General features: G+C 63.0%; 18 protein-coding genes. 11 read left to right on the top strand and 7 right to left on the bottom strand.

The window, feature by feature from the left end; genetic code table 11:
* Position 1 precedes the first annotated feature (1 nt).
* The 4 genes from crcB to ACIQYU_RS09155 all read right to left on the bottom strand — a co-directional run bounded on the left by crcB (position 2) and on the right by ACIQYU_RS09155 (position 4,964).
* A complete protein-coding gene (gene crcB / locus ACIQYU_RS09170) occupies positions 2–376 on the bottom strand; it encodes a fluoride efflux transporter CrcB (protein ID WP_075045642.1) in 375 nt (124 codons plus the stop codon).
* A complete protein-coding gene (locus ACIQYU_RS09165) occupies positions 373–1,698 on the bottom strand; it encodes a replication-associated recombination protein A (RefSeq protein ID WP_013973284.1) in 1,326 nt (441 codons plus the stop codon). Before ACIQYU_RS09165 ends, crcB begins: the two co-directional genes overlap by 4 nt.
* Before the next feature lie 12 nt (positions 1,699–1,710).
* A complete protein-coding gene (gene lolA / locus ACIQYU_RS09160; RefSeq protein WP_402799136.1) occupies positions 1,711–2,346 on the bottom strand; it encodes an outer membrane lipoprotein chaperone LolA in 636 nt (211 codons plus the stop codon).
* 62 nt (positions 2,347–2,408) lie between these two features.
* Positions 2,409–4,964, bottom strand: coding sequence for a DNA translocase FtsK 4TM domain-containing protein (locus ACIQYU_RS09155; protein WP_402799134.1), 2,556 nt, complete (start codon positions 4,962–4,964; stop codon positions 2,409–2,411).
* Between the two features lie 384 nt (positions 4,965–5,348).
* On the opposite strand from ACIQYU_RS09155, the gene aat reads away from it, so the two are divergent.
* From aat to infA, 3 genes are all read left to right on the top strand, one after another.
* A complete protein-coding gene (gene aat, locus ACIQYU_RS09150) occupies positions 5,349–6,029 on the top strand; it encodes a leucyl/phenylalanyl-tRNA--protein transferase (RefSeq protein ID WP_402799132.1) in 681 nt (226 codons plus the stop codon).
* 56 nt (positions 6,030–6,085) lie between these two features.
* A complete protein-coding gene (locus ACIQYU_RS09145) occupies positions 6,086–6,793 on the top strand; it encodes an arginyltransferase (protein WP_207831191.1) in 708 nt (235 codons plus the stop codon).
* 102 nt (positions 6,794–6,895) lie between these two features.
* On the top strand, positions 6,896–7,114 hold the full coding sequence (gene infA / locus ACIQYU_RS09140) for a translation initiation factor IF-1 (protein ID WP_002553999.1): 219 nt from the start codon (positions 6,896–6,898) through the stop codon (positions 7,112–7,114).
* An 83-nt stretch (positions 7,115–7,197) separates the two neighbouring features.
* Here infA and clpA read toward each other — a convergent pair whose 3' ends face one another.
* On the bottom strand, positions 7,198–9,468 hold the full coding sequence (gene clpA / locus ACIQYU_RS09135) for an ATP-dependent Clp protease ATP-binding subunit ClpA (protein ID WP_233693637.1): 2,271 nt from the start codon (positions 9,466–9,468) through the stop codon (positions 7,198–7,200).
* 30 nt (positions 9,469–9,498) lie between these two features.
* The gene (gene clpS / locus ACIQYU_RS09130; protein ID WP_013973290.1) at positions 9,499–9,861 is read right to left on the bottom strand and encodes an ATP-dependent Clp protease adapter ClpS; all 363 of its coding nucleotides are present in this window, start codon (positions 9,859–9,861) and stop codon (positions 9,499–9,501) included.
* Positions 9,862–10,091: 230 nt separating this feature from the next.
* On the opposite strand from clpS, the gene cspD reads away from it, so the two are divergent.
* The gene (gene cspD, locus ACIQYU_RS09125) at positions 10,092–10,346 is read left to right on the top strand and encodes a cold shock domain-containing protein CspD (RefSeq protein ID WP_207831187.1); all 255 of its coding nucleotides are present in this window, start codon (positions 10,092–10,094) and stop codon (positions 10,344–10,346) included.
* A gap of 72 nt (positions 10,347–10,418) precedes the next feature.
* Here the strand turns inward: cspD and icd are convergent, their stop codons facing one another.
* Positions 10,419–11,675, bottom strand: coding sequence for an NADP-dependent isocitrate dehydrogenase (gene icd, locus ACIQYU_RS09120; RefSeq protein ID WP_207831185.1), 1,257 nt, complete (start codon positions 11,673–11,675; stop codon positions 10,419–10,421).
* Between the two features lie 428 nt (positions 11,676–12,103).
* Here icd and ACIQYU_RS09115 point away from each other — a divergent pair, with 428 nt between their 5' ends.
* The 7 genes from ACIQYU_RS09115 (at position 12,104) to ACIQYU_RS09085 (ending at position 20,010) form a co-directional block, all read left to right on the top strand.
* The gene (locus ACIQYU_RS09115; RefSeq protein ID WP_402799128.1) at positions 12,104–14,329 is read left to right on the top strand and encodes an NADP-dependent isocitrate dehydrogenase; all 2,226 of its coding nucleotides are present in this window, start codon (positions 12,104–12,106) and stop codon (positions 14,327–14,329) included.
* Between the two features lie 191 nt (positions 14,330–14,520).
* A complete protein-coding gene (locus ACIQYU_RS09110) occupies positions 14,521–14,961 on the top strand; it encodes an NUDIX hydrolase (protein ID WP_207831181.1) in 441 nt (146 codons plus the stop codon).
* A gap of 61 nt (positions 14,962–15,022) precedes the next feature.
* Positions 15,023–16,147 (top strand): tRNA 2-thiouridine(34) synthase MnmA, encoded by a 1,125-nt coding sequence (gene mnmA, locus ACIQYU_RS09105; protein ID WP_233693638.1) that lies wholly within the window; start codon positions 15,023–15,025, stop codon positions 16,145–16,147.
* A complete protein-coding gene (gene hflD, locus ACIQYU_RS09100; protein WP_015270973.1) occupies positions 16,144–16,770 on the top strand; it encodes a high frequency lysogenization protein HflD in 627 nt (208 codons plus the stop codon). The genes mnmA and hflD overlap by 4 nt, the downstream gene beginning before the upstream one ends.
* A 200-nt stretch (positions 16,771–16,970) precedes the next feature.
* Positions 16,971–18,341 carry an adenylosuccinate lyase gene (gene purB / locus ACIQYU_RS09095; protein ID WP_063912590.1) on the top strand — a complete coding sequence of 457 codons (1,371 nt, stop codon included), beginning with the start codon at positions 16,971–16,973 and terminating at the stop codon, positions 18,339–18,341.
* An 81-nt stretch (positions 18,342–18,422) separates the two neighbouring features.
* A complete protein-coding gene (locus ACIQYU_RS09090) occupies positions 18,423–19,589 on the top strand; it encodes a cupin domain-containing protein (RefSeq protein WP_063912591.1) in 1,167 nt (388 codons plus the stop codon).
* A complete protein-coding gene (locus ACIQYU_RS09085; RefSeq protein ID WP_003258855.1) occupies positions 19,582–20,010 on the top strand; it encodes a GNAT family N-acetyltransferase in 429 nt (142 codons plus the stop codon). The genes ACIQYU_RS09090 and ACIQYU_RS09085 overlap by 8 nt, the downstream gene beginning before the upstream one ends.
* The last annotated feature ends 189 nt before the right edge of the window (positions 20,011–20,199 follow it).

The raw sequence follows: 20,199 nt of genomic DNA, 5'->3' as shown, positions 1-20,199 counted from the left end.
TTCAGAATCGGGTCAAGGACAGGCCGGCCCAGGTCGCGAGCAGCCCGCCCACCACGCTGATACCGGTATAACCCAAAGCCAGGGGCACTTGCCCGCTTTCCAGCAGGCGTACGGTATCCAGCGAAAAGGAGGAAAAAGTCGTCAGGCCGCCGAGGAAGCCGACGATCAGCCCGGCGCGCAGCTCGACCGGCACGATCGGCTTGTGCAGGAACAGGCCATAGAGCAGGCCGATCAGCAGGCAGCCAATCAGGTTGACCGCCAGCGTACCGAGATAGAAGTGCCGTGGCCAGTGGGCAGCCACCCAGTTGGTGGTAGCAAAGCGCAACAAAGTGCCGGCAATACCGCCCGCGCTGACGGCGGCAATCAGTGCAATCACGGTTTTCTCCGCTGGCGGGGGCTGTTGCGGTCAAGGTCGGCCAGGTGGCGCAGCTTCTCGCCAATCTTCAGTTCCAGGCCACGGGGCACCGGCTGGTAGTACTGGCGCGGCTCGAGTTCCTCGGGGAAGTAATCTTCGCCGGCGGCATAGGCGTCGGGCTCGTCGTGGGCATAGCGGTACTCGTCGCCATAGCCCAGTTGCTTCATCAGCTTGGTCGGGGCGTTGCGCAGGTGCAGCGGCACTTCCAGCGAGCCATGCTCGGCGGCTTCGCGCAGGGCGGTCTTGAAGCCCATATACACTGCGTTGCTCTTCGGTGCACAGGCCAGGTAGGTGATGGCCTGGGCCACCGCCAGCTCACCCTCGGGGCTGCCCAGGCGCTCTTGCACATCCCAGGCCGCCAGGCACAGGCTGAGCGCGCGCGGGTCGGCGTTGCCGATGTCTTCGCTGGCCATGCGCACCACGCGGCGGGCGATGTACAGCGGGTCGCAGCCGCCGTCGAGCATGCGCGCGAACCAGTACAGGGCGCCATCGGGGTTGGAGCCGCGCACCGACTTGTGCAGCGCGGAAATCTGGTCGTAGAACGCCTCGCCGCCCTTGTCGAAGCGGCGGCGGCTGTCACCGAGCAGGCTCTGCAGCATCTCGACGTCGATCTCGCTGCCGTCTTCAGCCAGGTCCGAGGCGTTCTCGAGGAAGTTGAGCATGCGCCGGCCATCGCCATCGGCGGCAGCCATCAGCATCTTGAAAGCGTCATCGCCAACCCGCAGGTTGCGCTTGCCCAGGCCGCGCTCTTCAGTCAGCGCGCGGTTGACCAGCTTGCGCAGCGCCGCCTCGTCCAGGCTCTTGAGCACATATACCCGCGCCCGCGACAGCAGTGCGTTGTTCAACTCGAACGACGGGTTTTCGGTGGTGGCGCCAATGAACAGCAGGGTGCCGTCTTCCACATAGGGCAGGAAGGCATCCTGCTGCGACTTGTTGAAGCGGTGCACTTCGTCGACGAACAGGATGGTACGGCGGCCGTACTGGCCAGCCTGCTGCTTGGCCACCTCGACCGCCTGGCGAATTTCCTTCACCCCGGCCAGCACCGCCGACACCGTTTCGAAGTGCGCATCGCAGAACTGCGCCAGCAACCGCGCAAGAGTGGTCTTGCCCACCCCCGGCGGCCCCCAGAAGATCATCGAGTGCAGCGCACCCTGCTCCAGCGCCTCGCGCAGCGGTTTGCCGCGCGCCAGCAGATGCTCCTGGCCAACGTACTCGTCCAGGTTGGACGGGCGCAGGCGAGCGGCCAGGGGCTGGGCGACGGGTTCGCTTCGAAACAGGTCCATGGCGAGTTCTGGTTACTCCTTGATGACGTCCGCGCCTTTGGGGATGTCGAACTTGAACTTGCTGTCCGGCACCGCCTGGTTGGCCTTCACGCCATTGAACAGGATGTTGGTGCGCTGGCCGACGCTGTCGATCAGTTGCATGTCATTGATCAGGCCTTTGCGGAACGACACGCGCAGCGAGTCGAACAGGGTGTCCTTGGTTTTCGGCTTGAGGGTGAAGTCCATCACTTCGCCCTGCTCCTTCGAGCTGATGTCGAAGCTCTGGCTGATCTTCGACACGTCACCGGACAGCAGCAGCGCCGGGGTCTGGTTCAGGCGCACATCAAGCTTCTTGATGGTGGCCTGCTCCAGGTCCGGGTCCCACAGGGTGACGTTCTTGCCATCGGAGACCACCACCTGCTCCTGCGGCGCATCGGTGTGCCAGTAGAACAGGCCCGGGCGCTTGACGGTCATCTTGCCGGAGGTTTCCTGCAGGCTGGTGCCGCCAGCGTCCAGGGTCAGCTGGGAGAAGTTCGACTCGATGGTCTGCGACTTTTCCAACAATTGGGTCAGGCGTTGTACATCTTGCTCACCGGCATAAGCCGAAACGGTGGCCGACACAGAAGCCGCGGCCAGGGCAGAAACCAACAGCATGCGAATCGCGCGCATGGGAATCCTCATCGAGCATTGAAAAGGCCGGACGCCACCGTTGGCGCCCGGCAAGGTGTTCATCAGTCGCGCGGGCCACCCGGGGCAATCACTTCCCGCGAGCCGTTGCTGTTCATGGGGGTAACCACGCCGGCCATTTCCATGGCTTCGATCATGCGGGCGGCGCGGTTGTAGCCGATCTTCAGTTTGCGCTGCACGGCCGAAATGGATGCGCGGCGGCTTTCCAGCACGAACTGCACGGCCTCATCATACAGGGCGTCGCTTTCCGAATCTTCGCCATCGCCACCGCCGCCGCCGCCGCCTTCGAAGCCGCTGCCGGCCTCTTCGACACCATTGAGGATGTCGTCGTTGTAGTCCGGGGCGCCCCGCAGCTTCCACGCTTCCACCACGCGGTGCACCTCGTCGTCGGAGACGAACGCGCCGTGCACGCGAATCGGCAGGCTGGTGCCCGGCGGCATGTACAGCATGTCACCGTGGCCCAGCAGCTGTTCGGCACCACCCTGGTCGATGATGGTCCGCGAGTCGATCTTGCTCGACACCTGGAACGCCATGCGGGTCGGGATGTTGGCCTTGATCAGGCCGGTAATCACGTCCACCGACGGGCGCTGGGTGGCGAGGATCAGGTGAATACCGGCCGCACGTGCCTTCTGGGCGATACGGGCGATCAGCTCTTCGACCTTCTTGCCGACGATCATCATCATGTCGGCGAATTCATCGACCACCACCACGATGGTCGGCAGGGTTTTCAGCGCAGGCGGCTCGTCGTCCATGCTCTCGCGGCGGTACAGCGGGTCATGGATGATTTCGCCGGCTTCCTGGGCGTCCTTGATCTTGCGGTTGAAGCCGGCCAGGTTACGCACGCCCATGGCCGCCATCAGCTTGTAGCGCCGCTCCATTTCGGCCACGCTCCAGCGCAGGGCGTTGGCGGCGTCCTTCATGTCGGTGACCACCGGGCACAGCAAGTGCGGGATGCCTTCGTAGATCGACAATTCGAGCATTTTCGGGTCGATCATGATCAAGCGCGCGTCTTCCGGGCTGGACTTGAACAGGATCGACAGGATCATCGCGTTCACACCCACCGACTTACCGGAACCGGTGGTACCGGCCACCAGCAGGTGCGGCATCTTGGCCAGGTCGGTGATTACCGGCTTGCCGCCGATGTCGTGGCCCAGGGCCAGGGTGACCGGCGATTTCTGCTCGTCGTACTGCGGCGTGGCCAGCACTTCCGAGAAGCGCACCATCTGCCGGTTTTCGTTGGGGATCTCGATACCCACGGTGGTCTTGCCAGGAATGACCTCGACCACACGCACACTGGTCACTGCCAGCGAACGCGCCAGGTCCTTGGCCAGGTTGGCGATGCGGCTGACCTTCACGCCGGCGGCCGGCTGGATTTCGTAACGGGTAATCACCGGGCCCGGGTGGATCGAGTCCACCGTCACTTCCACGCCGAATTCCTTGAGCTTGATTTCCAGCAGCTGGCCGACACCGGCCAGGGATTCCGGCGAGTACTCGATCTTCTTCTGTTCGGCCGGGTCGAGGATGGAGATCGACGGCAAGGTGCCCTCCACCGCGCTGTCAACGAACAGCGGCGCCTGCTTCTCCTTCATCACCCGCTTGCTCGGCTCCGGCGCCCTGGCGGGTGTCGGCGGCACGATCATCGGAGCCGCGGCAGGTTGTTCGCGGGAGATTATCGGCTCACGTGGTGCCAGCGACTCGCGCGGTACCACAGGCTCGCGTGACAGGGTGGGCTCACGCGGCTCGACCGGCCGGGCAGGTGCCTCCTCACGTTTGAAAATGCGCTCGCGCAGCGCCGGTTTGGCCGGCTCACGCTTGTCGGCAGCCATTGGCGCGGCCTGGACCACCACCGGTTCATCCTCGCGCAGCTGCGCCTCCAGGCGCTTGCGCTCGTTGCGTGCTTCCCACCAACGGTTGGCGGCGCCCTGTACCAGCTCGAACAGGTCGAGGGTGATCTTGCCGGTCAGGTCCATCACCTTGAACCACGACAGGTCGGTGAACACGGTCAGGCCGAACAGGAACAGGGCAATGAACATCAGCGTGCTGCCCTGCACGTTCAGCAGGTTGCGCGCCAGGTCGCCCAGGCTCTCGCCGAGTGCGCCACCGGCCGAGAACGGCATGCTCGCTGGCGGGTGGAAATGGATATGCGCCAGCGCCGCACCAGACAGCACCAGGAACACCAGGCCGATCAACCGCCAGGAGAACAGCCAGCCGCTCCAGTCCCAGGGCTGGTGGCGTTCGCGGAAGATCTGCCAGGTCTTTATCGCCAGCAGCAGCGGGAAGATGTAGGCGAAGTAACCCAGCACCATGAACAGAATGTCGGCGAAGTAGGCACCGGCACGCCCGGCGGCGTTCTGCACCTGGTCGACGTTGCTGGTGTGGCTGAAGCCCGGGTCCGACGTGTCGTAGGTCAGCAGCGCCATCCACAGGTACAGGCACAGGGCGCCGACTGCGATCAACGCACCTTCCTTGAGGCGATAATGCAGCTGCTGCCGCCACAGGGGGACGGGCAAGGGAGCTGGAGTTGCGGTGGATTTCTTCAAAACGCGTCTATTCCTGCGCGTGCTGCGCGTCCAATAGTGATCGGCCGACGGTGCGGCCAATGAACCACTACTTTTAACATTACTGCCCGCCCACTGCCATGACGGCACGCCGTAAGGAGCTTGAGTGGGGGCGACTTTCGTATACCTGCAATTTGAGCACGCATTGTCTTCTGTGACAAAGGCTTATGCTGTGTTTTTGCACAGGTGTGACAGCAAATGTAGCGGATGGTGCCTGCGGTTTCATGAATGTGTAGGAAATTGCCTATTTTCATCGCCTGTGCCGGCCTCTTCGCGGGCTTGCCCGCTCCCACAGGTATTGCAACACCCCTGAAGGCAGCAGGGCCCCTGTGGGAGCGGGTTTACCCGCGAAGAGGCCACAACCATTGACCCTGCCATGCGCGCAAGCCATGCTGAGCCCTCCCCTCCCCCACCGCACGATAGACCATGCTCACCTGGCTGACCCGCGACTCGCTTGCCTTCCCTCCTCTGGAAAAGGCCCTGCACGACCCCAACGGCCTGCTCGCCGCCGGCGGCGACCTGAGCCCCGAGCGCCTGGTGCAGGCCTATCGCCATGGCTGTTTCCCGTGGTACCAGGACGGCCAGCCGATCCTCTGGTGGTCACCCGACCCGCGCACGGTGCTGTTCCCTGACCAGCTGCACGTGTCGCGCTCGCTGGCCAAGCTGATGCGCCAGGGCCGTTACCAGGTCAGCTTCGACACTGACTTCGCCGCCGTCATCGCCGCCTGCGCCGCGCCGCGTGACTACGCCGACGGCACCTGGATCACCGACACCATGCGCGCCGCCTATTGCGAGCTGCACCGGCGCGGCATCGCCCATTCGGTAGAGGTGCGCCAGGACGGCGAGCTGGTCGGCGGCCTGTACGGCCTGGCCATGGGCCAGCTGTTCTTCGGCGAATCGATGTTCAGCCGCGCCGACAACGCTTCCAAGGTCGGCTTCGTGACCCTGGTCAACCACCTGCGCCAGGCCGGTTTCGTCCTCATCGACTGCCAGATGCCGACCCACCACCTGCACAGCCTGGGCGCCCGCGCCATCAGCCGCGCCGAGTTCGCCGGTTACCTGGCACGCCACCTCGACCAGCCCAACAGCGCCACATGGGTTCCCTAGGCGAGTTCCCATAGCTGGCTTACACTTAAAGCAAAGTCTCACCGAGGGGGTTGATCATGACAGAGTTGGCGCGGTTGAAGTTCTATGCCACTCAGCCCCACTCCTGCAGCTACCTGCCCGACGAACAGGCAACCACGCTGTTCCTCGACCCCAGCCAGCCAATGGACGTGCATGTGTACGCCGACTTGTCGGAAATGGGCTTTCGCCGCAGTGGCGACCACCTGTACCGCCCGCACTGCCAGAACTGCAATGCCTGCGTGCCGGCACGCATCCCGGCGGCGCGCTTCATCCCCAACCGCCAGCAACGGCGCATCCTCAAGCGCAACGCCGACCTGACCGTGACTGCGGCACGCCCGGTGTTCAAGGAAGAATACTTCGATCTGTACCGGCGCTATATCGAAACGCGCCACGCCGACGGTGACATGTACCCGCCCAGCCGTGACCAGTTTTCCACCTTCCTGGTGCGCGACCTGCCGTTCTGCTGGTTTTACGAGTTCCGCCTGGAAGGCCGCTTGATGGCGGTAGCGGTGTGCGACCTGCTGCCCAACGGCCTGTCGGCGGTATACACCTTCTACGAGCCGGACGAAGAACGCCGCAGCCTGGGCCGCTTCGCCATCCTCTGGCAGATCACCGAAGCCCTGCGCCAGAACCTGGAGGCGGTTTACCTGGGTTACTGGATCAAGAACTGCAAGAAAATGAACTACAAGACGCAGTATCGGCCCATCGAACTGTTGATAAATCAGCGCTGGGTCACCCTCAACTGAAAGGCATTGGCTTGACACACAGTTTTCGGGCATAATCCACGCCACTTTTTTGCCCGGTGCGGTTATGCGTCGGGCCAACACTGGATCCGAGGGCTCTACTGCATGTCGAAAGAAGACAGCTTCGAAATGGAAGGTACTGTCGTCGACACCCTGCCCAACACCATGTTCCGCGTGGAGTTGGAAAACGGGCACGTCGTAACCGCGCACATCTCCGGAAAGATGCGCAAAAACTACATCCGTATTCTCACTGGCGACAAGGTCCGCGTCGAACTGACGCCCTACGACCTGAGCAAGGGCCGCATCACCTACCGTGCGCGCTAAGCTCAAGCCATGAAAAAGCCCGGCCATGTGCCGGGCTTTTTTGTGCCTGCCAGATGCAGGGGGCTGCATTGCAGCCCCCGCTGTCACGCAACCTCAGCCGTCGTCTCGAAGTCGAACACCAGTTCGCCATCGCGCAGGTCGACGTGCACCACGCCACCATGCTCGGCCAGTTCGCCAAACAGGATCTCCTCGGCCAACGGCCGCTTGATCTTGTCCTGGATCAGCCGCGCCATCGGCCGCGCACCCATCTGCACGTCGTAGCCCGAGGCCGCCAACCAGCCGCGTGCATCCTCACTGACCTCAAGCAGTACCCGCTTGTCTTCCAGCTGTGCCTGCAGTTCGATAAGGAACTTGTCGACGATGCTCTTGATCGTCTCGTGGCTCAGGCGGCCGAACTGGATGATGGTATCCAGGCGGTTGCGGAATTCCGGCGTGAAGCTCTTGCGGATGACTTCCATGGCATCGGACGCATGGTCCTGATGGGTGAAGCCGATCGAGGCCCGCGCAGCGGTTTCTGCACCGGCGTTGGTGGTCATGATCAGGATCACGTTACGGAAGTCGGCCTTGCGCCCGTTGTTATCGGTCAGGGTGCCGTGGTCCATCACCTGCAGCAGCAGGTTGAAGACTTCCGGGTGGGCCTTCTCGATTTCATCGAGCAGCAACACGCAGTGCGGTTGCTTGGTAATCGCCTCGGTCAGCAAACCACCCTGGTCGAAGCCAACATAACCAGGAGGCGCACCGATCAGGCGCGACACGGTGTGGCGCTCCATGTACTCGGACATGTCGAAGCGCACCAGCTCTACACCCAGCGCCTTGGCCAGCTGCCGCGCCGCTTCGGTCTTGCCGACGCCGGTCGGGCCGGCGAACAGGAACGAACCAACCGGCTTGTCTGGCGACTTGAGGCCGGCACGGGACAGCTTGATCGCGGTAGCCAGCGAATCGATCGCCTGGTCCTGACCAAATACGGTCAGCTTCAGGTCACGCTCGAGGTTACGCAGCAGTTCCTTGTCGGAGCTGGTGACGTGCTTTGGCGGAATCCGCGCGATCTTGGCGACGATGTCTTCGACCTGTGGCACGTCGATGCGCTTGACGCGGCTGGCCTCCGGCTGCAGGCGCTGGTAGGCACCGGCTTCGTCGATCACGTCAATGGCCTTGTCCGGCATGTGCCGGTCGTTGATGTAGCGCGAGGCCAGCTCGGCAGCGGCGCGCAAGGCTTCGTCGCTGTACTCGATGTTGTGGTGGCTTTCGAAGCGCCCTTTCAGGCCACGCAGGATGCCCACGGTGTCTTCGACCGAGGGCTCGCTGACATCGACCTTCTGGAAGCGCCGTGCCAGGGCACGGTCCTTCTCGAAGATGCCGCGGAACTCCTGGAACGTGGTCGAGCCGATGCAGCGGATTTCACCGGACGACAGCAGTGGCTTGAGCAGGTTGGACGCATCCATTACCCCGCCCGACGCTGCACCGGCACCGATGATGGTGTGGATTTCGTCGATGAACAGGATTGCCTGCGGGCGCTTGCGCAGCTCGCCCAGCAGCGCCTTGAAGCGCTTCTCGAAGTCGCCACGGTACTTGGTACCGGCCAGCAGTGCGCCAAGGTCGAGGGAATACACCACGCTCTGCGCCAGCAGGTCGGGCACCTGGCCATCGACGATGCGCTTGGCCAGGCCTTCGGCGATGGCGGTCTTGCCAACGCCAGCCTCACCCACCAGCAGCGGGTTGTTCTTGCGCCGACGGGCAAGAATCTGCGCCACGCGCTCCACTTCCTGCTCGCGGCCTACCAGCGGGTCGATACGGCCGGCACGGGCCAGCTCGTTCAGGTTGCTGGCATAGGCATCCAGCGGGTTGCTCGAAGAAGCGGTATCGCCGCCCTCTTCGTCCTGCATTTCCTGGTCGGTTTCGGAATGCGAACCATGGCCCGGCACCTTGGAGATGCCATGGGCGATGTAGTTGACCACGTCGATGCGGGCCACGCTCTGCTGCTTGAGCAGGAACACGGCCTGGCTTTCCTGTTCGCTGAAGATCGCCACCAGCACGTTGGCGCCGGTGACTTCACGCTTGCCGGAGCTTTGCACGTGGAACACGGCACGTTGCAGTACACGCTGGAAGCCCAGGGTCGGCTGGGTTTCGCGGTCTTCGTCGTTGACCGGGATCAGGGGCGTGGTGGAATCGATGAACTCTTGCAGGTCGTGCTTGAGTTTGTCGAGATTGGCGCCACAGGCGCGCAGAACGGTCGCGGCAGCCTCATTGTCAAGGAGTGCCAGCAGCAGATGTTCGACGGTCATGAACTCATGACGCTTCGAACGGGCCTCCTTGAAGGCAAGATTGAGGGTGACTTCGAGCTCGCGGTTTAACATAGCTTCACCTCATACCCAAGTGGTCGGCGATTAACCGTCCTTCTCGATTTCACAGAGTAGCGGATGCTGGCTTTCCCTGGCGTATTGGTTGACCTGCATAGCCTTTGTTTCGGCGATGTCACGGGTAAACAATCCGCACACTGCCCGCCCTTCGGTATGGACGGTCAGCATGATCTTGGTCGCCAGCTCGCGGTTCAGATTGAAGAACGTCTCGAGCACTTCGACGACGAAATCCATCGGCGTGTAGTCATCGTTGAACAAAACCACCTTGTACATCGGTGGTGCCTGCAGGATCGGCTTGGCTTCCTGTACTGCAAGACCTGAGCCGTCGTCCTCATTCGATTGCGGGCGATCCTGATTGAATGTTAGTCGAATCTCACTAGGTGCATGCATGGAAAGAATTTCATCATGAGCGACAGGTTAAGGTTATGGGTTGACTGCGAAAGGCACGGCCAGCGCAGGCGCCGGGCGACCTTGACTATCGGCAAAACGGTGTTACAAACAATAAGAACCCACCGTGGTCGATAAAGATCCGCGCAGTCAACCAGATTTTTCGCATGGTTCGTATGCGGATGAAGTGGATGATACTCCAGTGATGGAGTCCTTTGCAGAGGGACATAGGGATGGCAAGCGGTAAAGTCAAGTGGTTCAACAATGCCAAGGGCTATGGATTCATCAATGAAGAGGGCAAGGACGAAGACTTGTTCGCTCATTACTCAGCCATCCAGATGGACGGGTACAAGACGCTCAAGGCCGGCCAGGCCGTGAGCTTCGACATCGTCCAGGGCCCCAAAGGCCTGCACGCGGTGAATATCAGCAGCGCCACTGCCGCCACTGCCACCAGCGCACAGCAAACCGGCAGCACTGCCGACGCCTGACTTGCCGCGCGGCCTGCCGGCATACGAAAAACCGGCCGCCTCCTTACTGGAAGCGGCCGGTTTTGCATTGCTTTACATATGCTTGATCATTTCATCGCCAAAGCCTGAGCTGCTCACCAGCCTGGCGCCGTCCATCAGCCGTTCGAAGTCATAGGTCACGGTCTTGGCGGCAATCGCGCCGTTGGTGCCCTTGATGATCAGGTCGGCCGCCTCGGTCCAGCCCATGTGCCGCAGCATCATCTCCGCCGACAGGATCACCGAGCCTGGGTTGACCTTGTCCTGCCCCGCATATTTGGGTGCGGTGCCGTGGGTGGCCTCGAACATGGCCACGGTGTCCGACAGGTTGGCACCCGGCGCAATGCCGATACCGCCCACTTCCGCCGCCAGGGCATCGGACAGGTAGTCACCGTTCAGGTTAAGGGTGGCGATCACGTCGTACTCGGCCGGGCGCAGCAGGATCTGCTGCAGCATGGCGTCGGCAATGGCGTCCTTGACGATGACCTCGCGGCCGCTCTTGGGGTTCTTGAACTTCATCCACGGGCCACCATCGAGCAGCTCGGCGCCGAACTCGTCGCGCGCCACTTCATAGCCCCAGTCCTTGAAGGCACCCTCGGTGAATTTCATGATGTTGCCCTTGTGCACCAGGGTCAGCGACTCGCGGTCGTTGTCCACCACATACTGCAGGGCCTTGCGCACCAGGCGCTTGGTGCCCTCGCGGGACACCGGCTTGACGCCAATGCCACAGTCCTGGTCGAAGCGGATCTTGGTAACGCCCATTTCCTCCTTGAGGAACTTGATCACCTTGTTCGCCTCGGGCGAACCGGCCTTCCACTCGATACCGGCATAGATGTCCTCGGAGTTCTCGCGGAAGATCACCATGTCCACATCGCCAGGCTTTTTCACCGGGCTCGGCACGCCCTGGAACCACAGCACCGGGCGCAGGCACACGTAAAGGTCGAGCTGCTGGCGCAAGGCCACGTTGAGCGAACGGATGCCACCACCCACCGGGGTGGTCAGCGGCCCCTTGATCGACACCACGTAATCACGCACGGCATCGAGGGTTTCCTGGGGTAGCCAGGTGTCCTGGTCGTACACCTGGGTGGCTTTTTCGCCGGCGTACACCTCCATCCAGGCGATCTTGCGCTTGCCGCCGTAGGCCTTCTGCACGGCGGCGTCGACCACCTTGATCATGACCGGCGAGACATCGACGCCAATCCCGTCGCCCTCAATATAAGGAATGATCGGGTTGTCAGGCACGTTGAGCGAATGGTCGGCATTGACGGTGATCCTGGCGCCGTCGGTCGGAACCTTGATTTTCTGGTATCCCATGCTTGCACTACTCCGCTGTCGGGTGTGGTTTGGACATCAAGTGATGCAATGAGCCTAAACCACATCTGCGGACCTGCAAGGCATGCGACAACCCGCCACATTGCCGCTTAGTCTTTGGTCTTATAAATGGGCCGATATCACTTGGCCTTGCTGATTAGCCCGAATGGTTTGGTATACTGCGCCGCGACCGAAGGGTCATCGGGGCGATCCCTAGGAAAAATGCGGACCGCCCTCGGCCATGAATGGACACAAAGCCTGGCCACGAAGCCTGGGTTGTTACCGCAGCTCAGCACTTGACGCTCGACTGATGCATCCACCATCACCGCTCGCAGCCTCTCGACTTTCCGCTCATGGCGCTGCCAGGGCGATGCGCCTACCCTGCGCAGCACGAGACTCGAGCACGCTCAGCACACAGAGAGTTAACCCGCATGCCCACCCGTTCCAAGATCATCTATACCTTCACCGACGAAGCCCCCGCCCTCGCCACTTACTCGCTGCTGCCGATCATCGAAGCCTTCACCGCTTCGGCTGACATCGCCGTCGAAACCCGCGACATCTCCCTGGCTGGCCGCATCCTCGCCGCCTTCCCGGAGCAACTGGGCGCAGAGAAGCAAGTAGGCGATCACCTGTCGGAACTGGGCCAGCTGGCTACCACCCCTGAAGCCAACATCATCAAGCTGCCGAACATCAGCGCCTCGGTACCGCAGCTGAAAGCCGCGATCAAGGAACTGCAAGGCAAGGGCTTCAACATCCCTGACTACGCCGACGAGCCGGCCACCGCGCAAGAGAAAGAATCCCGCGCCCGCTACGACCGCATCAAGGGTTCCGCCGTGAACCCGGTACTGCGCGAAGGCAACTCCGACCGCCGCGCGCCGCTGTCGGTCAAGAACTACGCCCGCAAGCACCCGCACAAGATGGGCGCCTGGGCTGCCGACTCCAAGTCGCACGTTGCCCACATGACCCAGGGCGACTTCTACGGCAGCGAAAAAGCCGCACTGATCGAAGCTGACGACAGCCTGCGCATCGAGCTGGTCGGCAAAGACGGCAGCACCACCGTGCTGAAAGAAAAGACCGCGGTAAAAGCCGCCGAAGTCATCGACTGCGCCACCATGAGCCGCAAGGCCCTGAAAGCCTTCATCGCCGAGCAGATCGCCGATGCCAAGGCCTCCGGCGTGCTGCTGTCGGTGCACCTGAAAGCCACCATGATGAAGGTCTCCGACCCGATCATGTTCGGCGTCATCGTCGAAGAGTTCTACAACGACGTGCTGGCCAAGCACGCCGCCGCCCTGGCTGAAGTAGGCTTCAACGCCAACAACGGCATCGGCGACCTGTACGCCCGCATCAAGGACCTGCCAGCCGAGAAGCAGGCCGAGATCGAAGCCGACATCCAGGCCCTGTACGCCCAGCGCCCGGCCCTGGCCATGGTCAACTCCGACAAAGGCATCACCAACCTGCACGTGCCGAGCGACGTCATCGTCGACGCCTCGATGCCGGCCATGATCCGTGACTCGGGCAAGATGTGGAACGCCGCCGGCGAACTGCAGGATGCCAAGGCGATCATCCCGGACCGCTGCTACGCCGGCATCTACCAGGCCACCATCGAAGACTGCAAGGCCAACGGCGCCTTCGACCCGACCACCATGGGCAGCGTGCCGAACGTCGGCCTGATGGCACAGAAGGCCGAAGAATACGGTTCCCACGACAAGACCTTCCAGATCAAGGCCGACGGCGTGGTGCGCGTGGTCGACAGCAAAGGCAAGGTCGTTCTCGAGCAGAACGTCGAAGCCGGTGACATCTTCCGCATGTGCCAGGTCAAGGACGCGCCGATCCAGGACTGGGTCAAGCTGGCCGTCAACCGTGCCCGCCTGAGCAACACGCCGGCAGTGTTCTGGCTGGACCCGGCCCGCGCCCACGACGGCGTGATGATCGAGAAGGTGCAGAAGTACCTGAAGGATCACGACACCAGTGGCCTGGACATCCGCATCCTGGCACCGGTCGACGCCATCAAGTTCTCCCTGGCCCGCATCCGCGAAGGCAAGGACACCATCTCGGTGACCGGCAACGTGCTGCGTGACTACCTGACCGACCTGTTCCCGATCATGGAGCTGGGCACCAGCGCCAAGATGCTGTCGATCGTACCGCTGATGAACGGCGGCGGCCTGTTCGAAACCGGCGCTGGCGGTTCGGCACCGAAGCACGTGCAGCAGCTGGTGGAAGAGAACTTCCTGCGTTGGGACTCGCTGGGTGAATTCCTGGCCCTGGCCGCTTCCCTGGAGCACCTGGGCAACACCTACGACAACCCGCGCGCCAAAGTGCTGGCCAACACCCTGGACCAGGCCACTGGCAAGTTCCTCGACACCAACAAGTCGCCGTCGCGCAAAGTCGGTGGTATCGACAACCGCGGCAGCCACTTCTACCTGACCCTGTACTGGGCCCAGGCCCTGGCTGCGCAGAACGACGACGCTGCCCTGCAGGCACGCTTCGCGCCACTGGCCAAGACCCTGACCGAGAACGAGGAGACCATCGTCGCCGAGCTCAACGCCGTCCAGGGCAAGCCGGCCGACATCGGTGGCTACTACGCCCCGGATGCCGAGCTGACCGCCAAGGTGATGCGCCCAAGCCAGACCCTCAACAGCGCCATTGCCGCCCTGTAAGGCTCGCTTGAAGTAACAGCACAAACCCCGGCCACGCACCGGGGTTTGTGCTTTCTGGATAAACGATTTCTGGCCGCCAGCGCGGACCCTGTGGGAGCGGGTTTACCCGCGAATGCGATGGCGAATCCACTGACGCATTCGCGGGCAAACCCGCTCCCACAAGGGCTGTGCAGGCCTCTAAGGAGCTGTTCATGACCTGGCAACCCCACATCACCGTCGCCACCATCGTCGAACACGAAGGCAAGTTCCTCTTCGTCGAAGAATTCAAGGCAGGCCAACACGTCTTCAACCAACCCGCCGGCCACCTCGAACCCAACGAGACCCTGCCCCAGGCCGCCCTGCGCGAAACCCTCGAAGAAACCGCCTGGGAAGTCGAGCTCACCGGCGTGGTCGGCATCTACCTGTACACCGCACCAAGCAACGGCGTGACCTACCAGCGCATCTGCTTCGCCGCCCGCCCCGTGCGCCATCACGCCGACCTGGCACTGGACCGCGACATTGTCCGCGCCGTGTGGCTGACCCGCGACGAACTGCTGGCCGACCCCGCCCGCTGGCGCAGCGAACTGGTGCCACGCTGCCTCGACGACTACCTCAAAGGCCCCTTGCACAGCCTCGACCTGCTGCGCGACTGACGCGCCGCCGCAGGTTTGATAGAATCGACGTTTTTCCCCCCCTTGATACACACCGGTAACCATGACCAGCCCAGCACTCAAAGACCCCGCCAAGACCCGCGTCATCGTCGGCATGTCCGGCGGCGTGGACTCTTCTGTCTCCGCCCTTCTGCTCATGGAGCAGGGCTACCAGGTGGAAGGGCTGTTCATGAAGAACTGGGAAGAAGACGACGGCACCGAATACTGCACCGCCCGTGAAGACCTGGCCGACGCCCAGGCCGTGTGCGACCGCATCGGCATCAAGCTGCACACCGCCAACTTCGCCGCCGAATACTGGGACAACGTGTTCGAGCACTTCCTCGAGGAGTACAAGGCCGGCCGCACGCCCAACCCGGACATCCTCTGCAACCGCGAAATCAAGTTCAAGGCGTTCCTCGACTACGCCCTGTCGCTGGGTGCCGACCTGATCGCCACCGGCCATTACGTGCGCCGCCGCGACACCGGTGAACTCACCGAACTGCTCAAGGGCCTGGATCCGAACAAGGATCAGAGCTACTTCCTGCACGCCGTCGGCGGCAAGGAAATTGCCCGCACCCTGTTCCCGGTCGGCGAGCTGGAAAAGCCCGAAGTCCGCGCCATTGCCGAAAAACACGGCCTGGCCACCGCCAAGAAGAAGGACTCCACCGGCATCTGCTTCATCGGCGAGCGCCGCTTCAGCGACTTCCTCAAGCAGTACCTGCCGGCACAGCCAGGCGACATCGAAACCACCGACGGTGAAGTGATCGGCCGCCACCACGGCCTGATGTACCACACCATCGGCCAGCGCCAGGGCCTGGGCATTGGCGGCCTGAAGGACGCCGGCGACGAGCCGTGGTACGTGCTGCACAAGGACCTGACCCGCAACGTGCTGGTGGTCGGCCAGGGTAACGAACACCCATGGTTGTTCTCCCGCGCCCTGCTGGCTTCGGAAATTTTCTGGGTCAACCCGGTCGACCTCAGCAGCCCGCGCCAGCTGACCGCCAAGGTACGCTACCGCCAGAGCGACCAACAGTGCACCCTGGCGCTGACCGAAAGCGGTTACCGCGCGGTGTTCGACGAGCCGCAGCGCGCCGTTACCCCGGGCCAGTCGGTGGTGTTCTACGACGGCGAAGTGTGCCTGGGTGGCGGCGTGATCGAAGCCGCCGAGCCCTGGAGCCCGCGCACATGAGCAACCTGCAGGAGCAGCTGATTGCATTGGGCGGTGTGTTCCAGGCCGCTGTATTGGTCGATCGCATCGCCCGCACCGGCCAGGCCAGCGAGGCCAACATCGGCTGCATGCTGGGCAGCCTGCTGGTGCGTGACCCCAAGGACACCCTGGAGGTATTCGGTGGTGACGACCTGAACCTGCGCGACGGCTACCGCGCGCTGGTCGGCGCGCTGGAGCGCGACCCCAGCAGCCTGCAGCGCGAGCCGCTGCGCTACGCCCTGTCGATGCTGGGCCTGGAGCGCCAGCTGAACAAGCGCGGCGACCTGCTCGACACCATCGGCAACCGCCTGCCGCAAATCCAGTCCCAGGCCGAGCATTTCGGCCTGGTTCATGAAAACGTCATTGCATCCAGTGGAGCCTTGTACCAGGACACCCTGAGCACCTTGCGCCAGCGCATCCAGGTACATGGCGACATGCGCTTCCTGCAGCAGGCCAGCAACGCCTCGAAGATCCGCGCCCTGCTGCTGGCCGGCATCCGCGCCGCGCGCCTGTGGCGCCAGCTGGGCGGGCACCGCTGGCAGCTGGTGTTCAGCCGGCGCAAGTTGCTCAACGAACTGTACGACATGATGCGTTCGCCTTCCTGACAGGCGACCCCCACCCCTGTGGGAGCGGGTTCACCCGCGAATGCGATGCTGGATCAGCCGACGTATTCGCGGGTAAACCCGCCCCACAAGGGCCGCGACATGCTTTTAATGGCCCGACCTTTGGTCAGCCACCCGACTCGGGCGCAAAATTCATGTATGATATGCGCCCTTCCAAAAGCCTGACTGTCCGAGAACACCCCATGCAGCTCTCTTCGCTCACTGCGGTTTCCCCTGTAGACGGCCGTTATGCCGGCAAAACCCAGGCCTTGCGCCCTATTTTCAGCGAATTCGGCCTGATCCGTTTCCGCGCCCTGGTCGAAGTGCGCTGGCTGCAGCGCCTGGCCGCCCACCCGCAGATCGGCGAAGTGCCGGCATTCTCCGCCGAAGCCAACGCCCTGCTGGACAGCCTGGCCACCGACTTCAAGCTCGAGCACGCCGAACGCGTCAAGGAAATCGAGCGCACCACCAACCACGACGTCAAGGCGATCGAATACCTCCTCAAGGAGCAGGCTGCCAAGCTGCCTGAGCTGGCCAAGGTCAGCGAGTTCATCCACTTCGCCTGCACCAGCGAGGACATCAACAACCTGTCCCACGCCCTGATGCTGCGCGCCGGCCGTGACGAAGTGCTGCTGCCGCTGATGCGCCAGATCGCCGATGCCATCCGCGCCCTGGCCCACGCCCATGCCGACGTGCCGATGCTGTCGCGCACCCACGGCCAGCCGGCTTCGCCGACCACCCTGGGTAAAGAGCTGGCCAACGTCGTGTACCGCCTGGAGCGCCAGATCGCCCAGGTTGCCGCCGTGCCACTGCTGGGCAAGATCAACGGCGCCGTGGGCAACTACAACGCCCACCTGTCGGCCTACTCGCAGATCGACTGGGAGCAGAACGCCCGCGCCTTCATCGAAGACGAGCTGGGCCTGCAGTTCAACCCGTACACCACCCAGATCGAGCCGCACGACTATATCGCCGAGCTGTTCGACGCCATCGCCCGCTTCAACACCATCCTGATCGACTTCGACCGCGATGTGTGGGGCTACATCTCGCTGGGCTACTTCAAGCAGAAGACCGTTGCCGGCGAAATCGGCTCGTCGACCATGCCGCACAAGGTCAACCCGATCGACTTCGAAAACTCCGAAGGCAACCTGGGTATCGCCAACGCGCTGTTCCAGCACCTGGCCAGCAAGCTGCCGATCTCGCGCTGGCAGCGTGACCTGACCGACTCCACCGTGCTGCGCAACCTGGGCGTAGGCTTTGCCCATAGCGTCATCGCCTACGAAGCCAGCCTGAAAGGCATCGGCAAGCTGGAAGTCAACGAAGCCCGCATCGCCGCCGACCTGGACGCCTGCTGGGAAGTGCTGGCCGAGCCGATCCAGACCGTGATGCGCCGCTTCAACATCGAAAACCCCTACGAGAAGCTCAAAGAGCTGACCCGTGGCAAGGGCATCACCCCGGAAGCGCTGCTGACCTTCATCGACGGCCTGGACATGCCAGCCGACGCCAAGGCCGAGCTCAAGCAGCTGACCCCTGCTACCTACATCGGCAACGCGGCAGCACAGGCCAAACGCATCTAAGCTGACCGTCGCGTTCAACGCCCGGCCTGCCCGGGCGTTTTTATTCCCGGACGAAAATTACATTTTTTCAATAGGTTGAACATGAATCCTGATACTCCACTGCAGCTGCTCGGCGGCATCTCGGCCCGCGAATTCATGCGCGACTACTGGCAGAAGAAGCCGCTGCTGGTGCGCCAGGCCTTCCCGGACTTCATCAGCCCGATCGACCCCGACGAGCTGGCCGGCCTGGCTCTGGAAGAGGAAGTAGAGTCGCGTATCGTGCTCGAGCACGGCGCGCACCCGTGGGAGCTGCGTCGCGGCCCGTTCACCGAAGAGACCTTCGCCGAGTTGCCGGAAAAGGACTGGACCCTGCTGGTGCAGGCCGTCGACCAGTTCGTCCCGGAAGTGGCCGAACTGCTGGAAAACTTCCGTTTCCTGCCCAGCTGGCGCATCGATGACGTGATGATCAGCTTCGCCGCCCCCGGTGGCAGCGTCGGCCCGCACTTCGACAACTACGACGTGTTCCTGCTGCAGGGCCACGGCCAGCGCAACTGGAAAATCGGCCAGATGTGCAGCAGCGACAGCTCGCTGCTGGAGCACGCCGACCTGCGCATCCTCGCCGAATTCGAGCAGAGCGATGAGTGGACCCTGGAGCCGGGCGACATGCTCTACCTGCCACCGCGCCTGGCCCACTACGGCGTGGCCGTGGACGACTGCCTGACCTACTCGGTCGGCTTCCGCGCCCCAAGCGCCGCCGAAGTGCTGACCCACTTCACCGATTTCCTCGGCCAGTTCCTGCCCGACGAAGAACGCTACAGCGACGCCGACGCCCAGCCGGTCAGCGACCCGCACCAGATCCAGCACGACGCCCTCGACCGCCTGAAGGCGCTGCTCGACAAGCACATGGGCGACAAGGACCTGCTGCTGACCTGGTTCGGCCAGTTCATGACCGAGCCGCGCTACCCCGAGCAGATCGTCGGTGAAGAGCTGTCCGAGGAAGAGCTGATCGACGCCCTGGAACAGGGCGCCATCCTGATCCGCAACCCGAGCGCACGCCTGGCCTGGTCGGAATTCGAAGAAGACCTGCTGCTGTTCGCCAGCGGCCGCAGCTGTCCGCTGCCGGGCAAACTGCGCGAGCTGCTGAAGCTGGTTTGCGCGGCCGACGCCCTGCACATCGATAACCTGGGCGAATGGCTGCAGGATGAAGATGGCCTTATGCTGGTACAGCAGCTGGTCAAACAAGGAAGCCTGGGATTCGCCAATGAATAAGATTCGTGTGCGCCTTGCCGACTGGCACAAGGACAACGCCGACATCCGCCGCATCCGCGAAGCGGTGTTCATTGCCGAACAGCACGTGCCGCCGGAGCTGGAGTGGGACTCGGACGACCCGACCGCCGCGCACTTCCTGGCCCTGGAAGGCGACTACCCGATCGGCACCGCCCGCCTGCTGCCTGACGGCACCATCGGCCGGGTCTCGGTGCTGAAGGACTGGCGCGGGCTTAAGGTGGGTGACGCGCTGATGAACGCGGTGATTGTCGAAGCCCAGAACCGCGACCTGAAGCAGCAGATGCTCAGCGCCCAGGTGCACGCCACGCCGTTCTACGAGCGGCTGGGTTTTCGCGTGGTCAGCGAGGAGTTCCTCGAAGCCGGCATCCCGCACGTGGACATGGTGCGCGACTCGCGCGCCTGATCCACGACCTTCCCACAGGCCCCCACAAATTCTGAAAATTGTGGGGCCCCTGTGGGAGCGGGTTCACCCGCGAAGAGGCCGGTACAGCCAAGACATCCCCTCTGACAAAAAACCTGTACATCCATCCAGATAAAACTTGCCTCCGCGCCCTCGCTTGCGCATCCTATCGCCCATCACCCCCGATGAAGC

Origin of the sequence: Pseudomonas sp. NPDC096925 (assembly GCF_044762545.1) — a bacterium.
Taxonomy (GTDB): Bacteria; Pseudomonadota; Gammaproteobacteria; order Pseudomonadales; family Pseudomonadaceae; genus Aquipseudomonas.
Note: the sequence above shows the minus strand (reverse complement) of the source record. Positions and strands in the feature narration are given on the sequence as shown.

Coding starts and splice junctions, on each gene's coding strand:
- ACIQYU_RS09165 (WP_013973284.1), bottom strand. CDS start 1,698: ATGGACCTGTTTCGAAGCGAACCCGTCGCCCAGCCCCTGGCCGCTCGC.
- clpA (WP_233693637.1), bottom strand. CDS start 9,468: ATGTTAAACCGCGAGCTCGAAGTCACCCTCAATCTTGCCTTCAAGGAG.
- ACIQYU_RS09085 (WP_003258855.1), top strand. CDS start 19,582: ATGAATAAGATTCGTGTGCGCCTTGCCGACTGGCACAAGGACAACGCC.
- ACIQYU_RS09115 (WP_402799128.1), top strand. CDS start 12,104: ATGCCCACCCGTTCCAAGATCATCTATACCTTCACCGACGAAGCCCCC.
- infA (WP_002553999.1), top strand. CDS start 6,896: ATGTCGAAAGAAGACAGCTTCGAAATGGAAGGTACTGTCGTCGACACC.
- ACIQYU_RS09145 (WP_207831191.1), top strand. CDS start 6,086: ATGACAGAGTTGGCGCGGTTGAAGTTCTATGCCACTCAGCCCCACTCC.
- lolA (WP_402799136.1), bottom strand. CDS start 2,346: ATGCGCGCGATTCGCATGCTGTTGGTTTCTGCCCTGGCCGCGGCTTCT.
- cspD (WP_207831187.1), top strand. CDS start 10,092: ATGGCAAGCGGTAAAGTCAAGTGGTTCAACAATGCCAAGGGCTATGGA.
- hflD (WP_015270973.1), top strand. CDS start 16,144: ATGAGCAACCTGCAGGAGCAGCTGATTGCATTGGGCGGTGTGTTCCAG.
- clpS (WP_013973290.1), bottom strand. CDS start 9,861: ATGCATGCACCTAGTGAGATTCGACTAACATTCAATCAGGATCGCCCG.
- mnmA (WP_233693638.1), top strand. CDS start 15,023: ATGACCAGCCCAGCACTCAAAGACCCCGCCAAGACCCGCGTCATCGTC.
- aat (WP_402799132.1), top strand. CDS start 5,349: ATGCTCACCTGGCTGACCCGCGACTCGCTTGCCTTCCCTCCTCTGGAA.
- ACIQYU_RS09090 (WP_063912591.1), top strand. CDS start 18,423: ATGAATCCTGATACTCCACTGCAGCTGCTCGGCGGCATCTCGGCCCGC.
- purB (WP_063912590.1), top strand. CDS start 16,971: ATGCAGCTCTCTTCGCTCACTGCGGTTTCCCCTGTAGACGGCCGTTAT.
- icd (WP_207831185.1), bottom strand. CDS start 11,675: ATGGGATACCAGAAAATCAAGGTTCCGACCGACGGCGCCAGGATCACC.
- ACIQYU_RS09110 (WP_207831181.1), top strand. CDS start 14,521: ATGACCTGGCAACCCCACATCACCGTCGCCACCATCGTCGAACACGAA.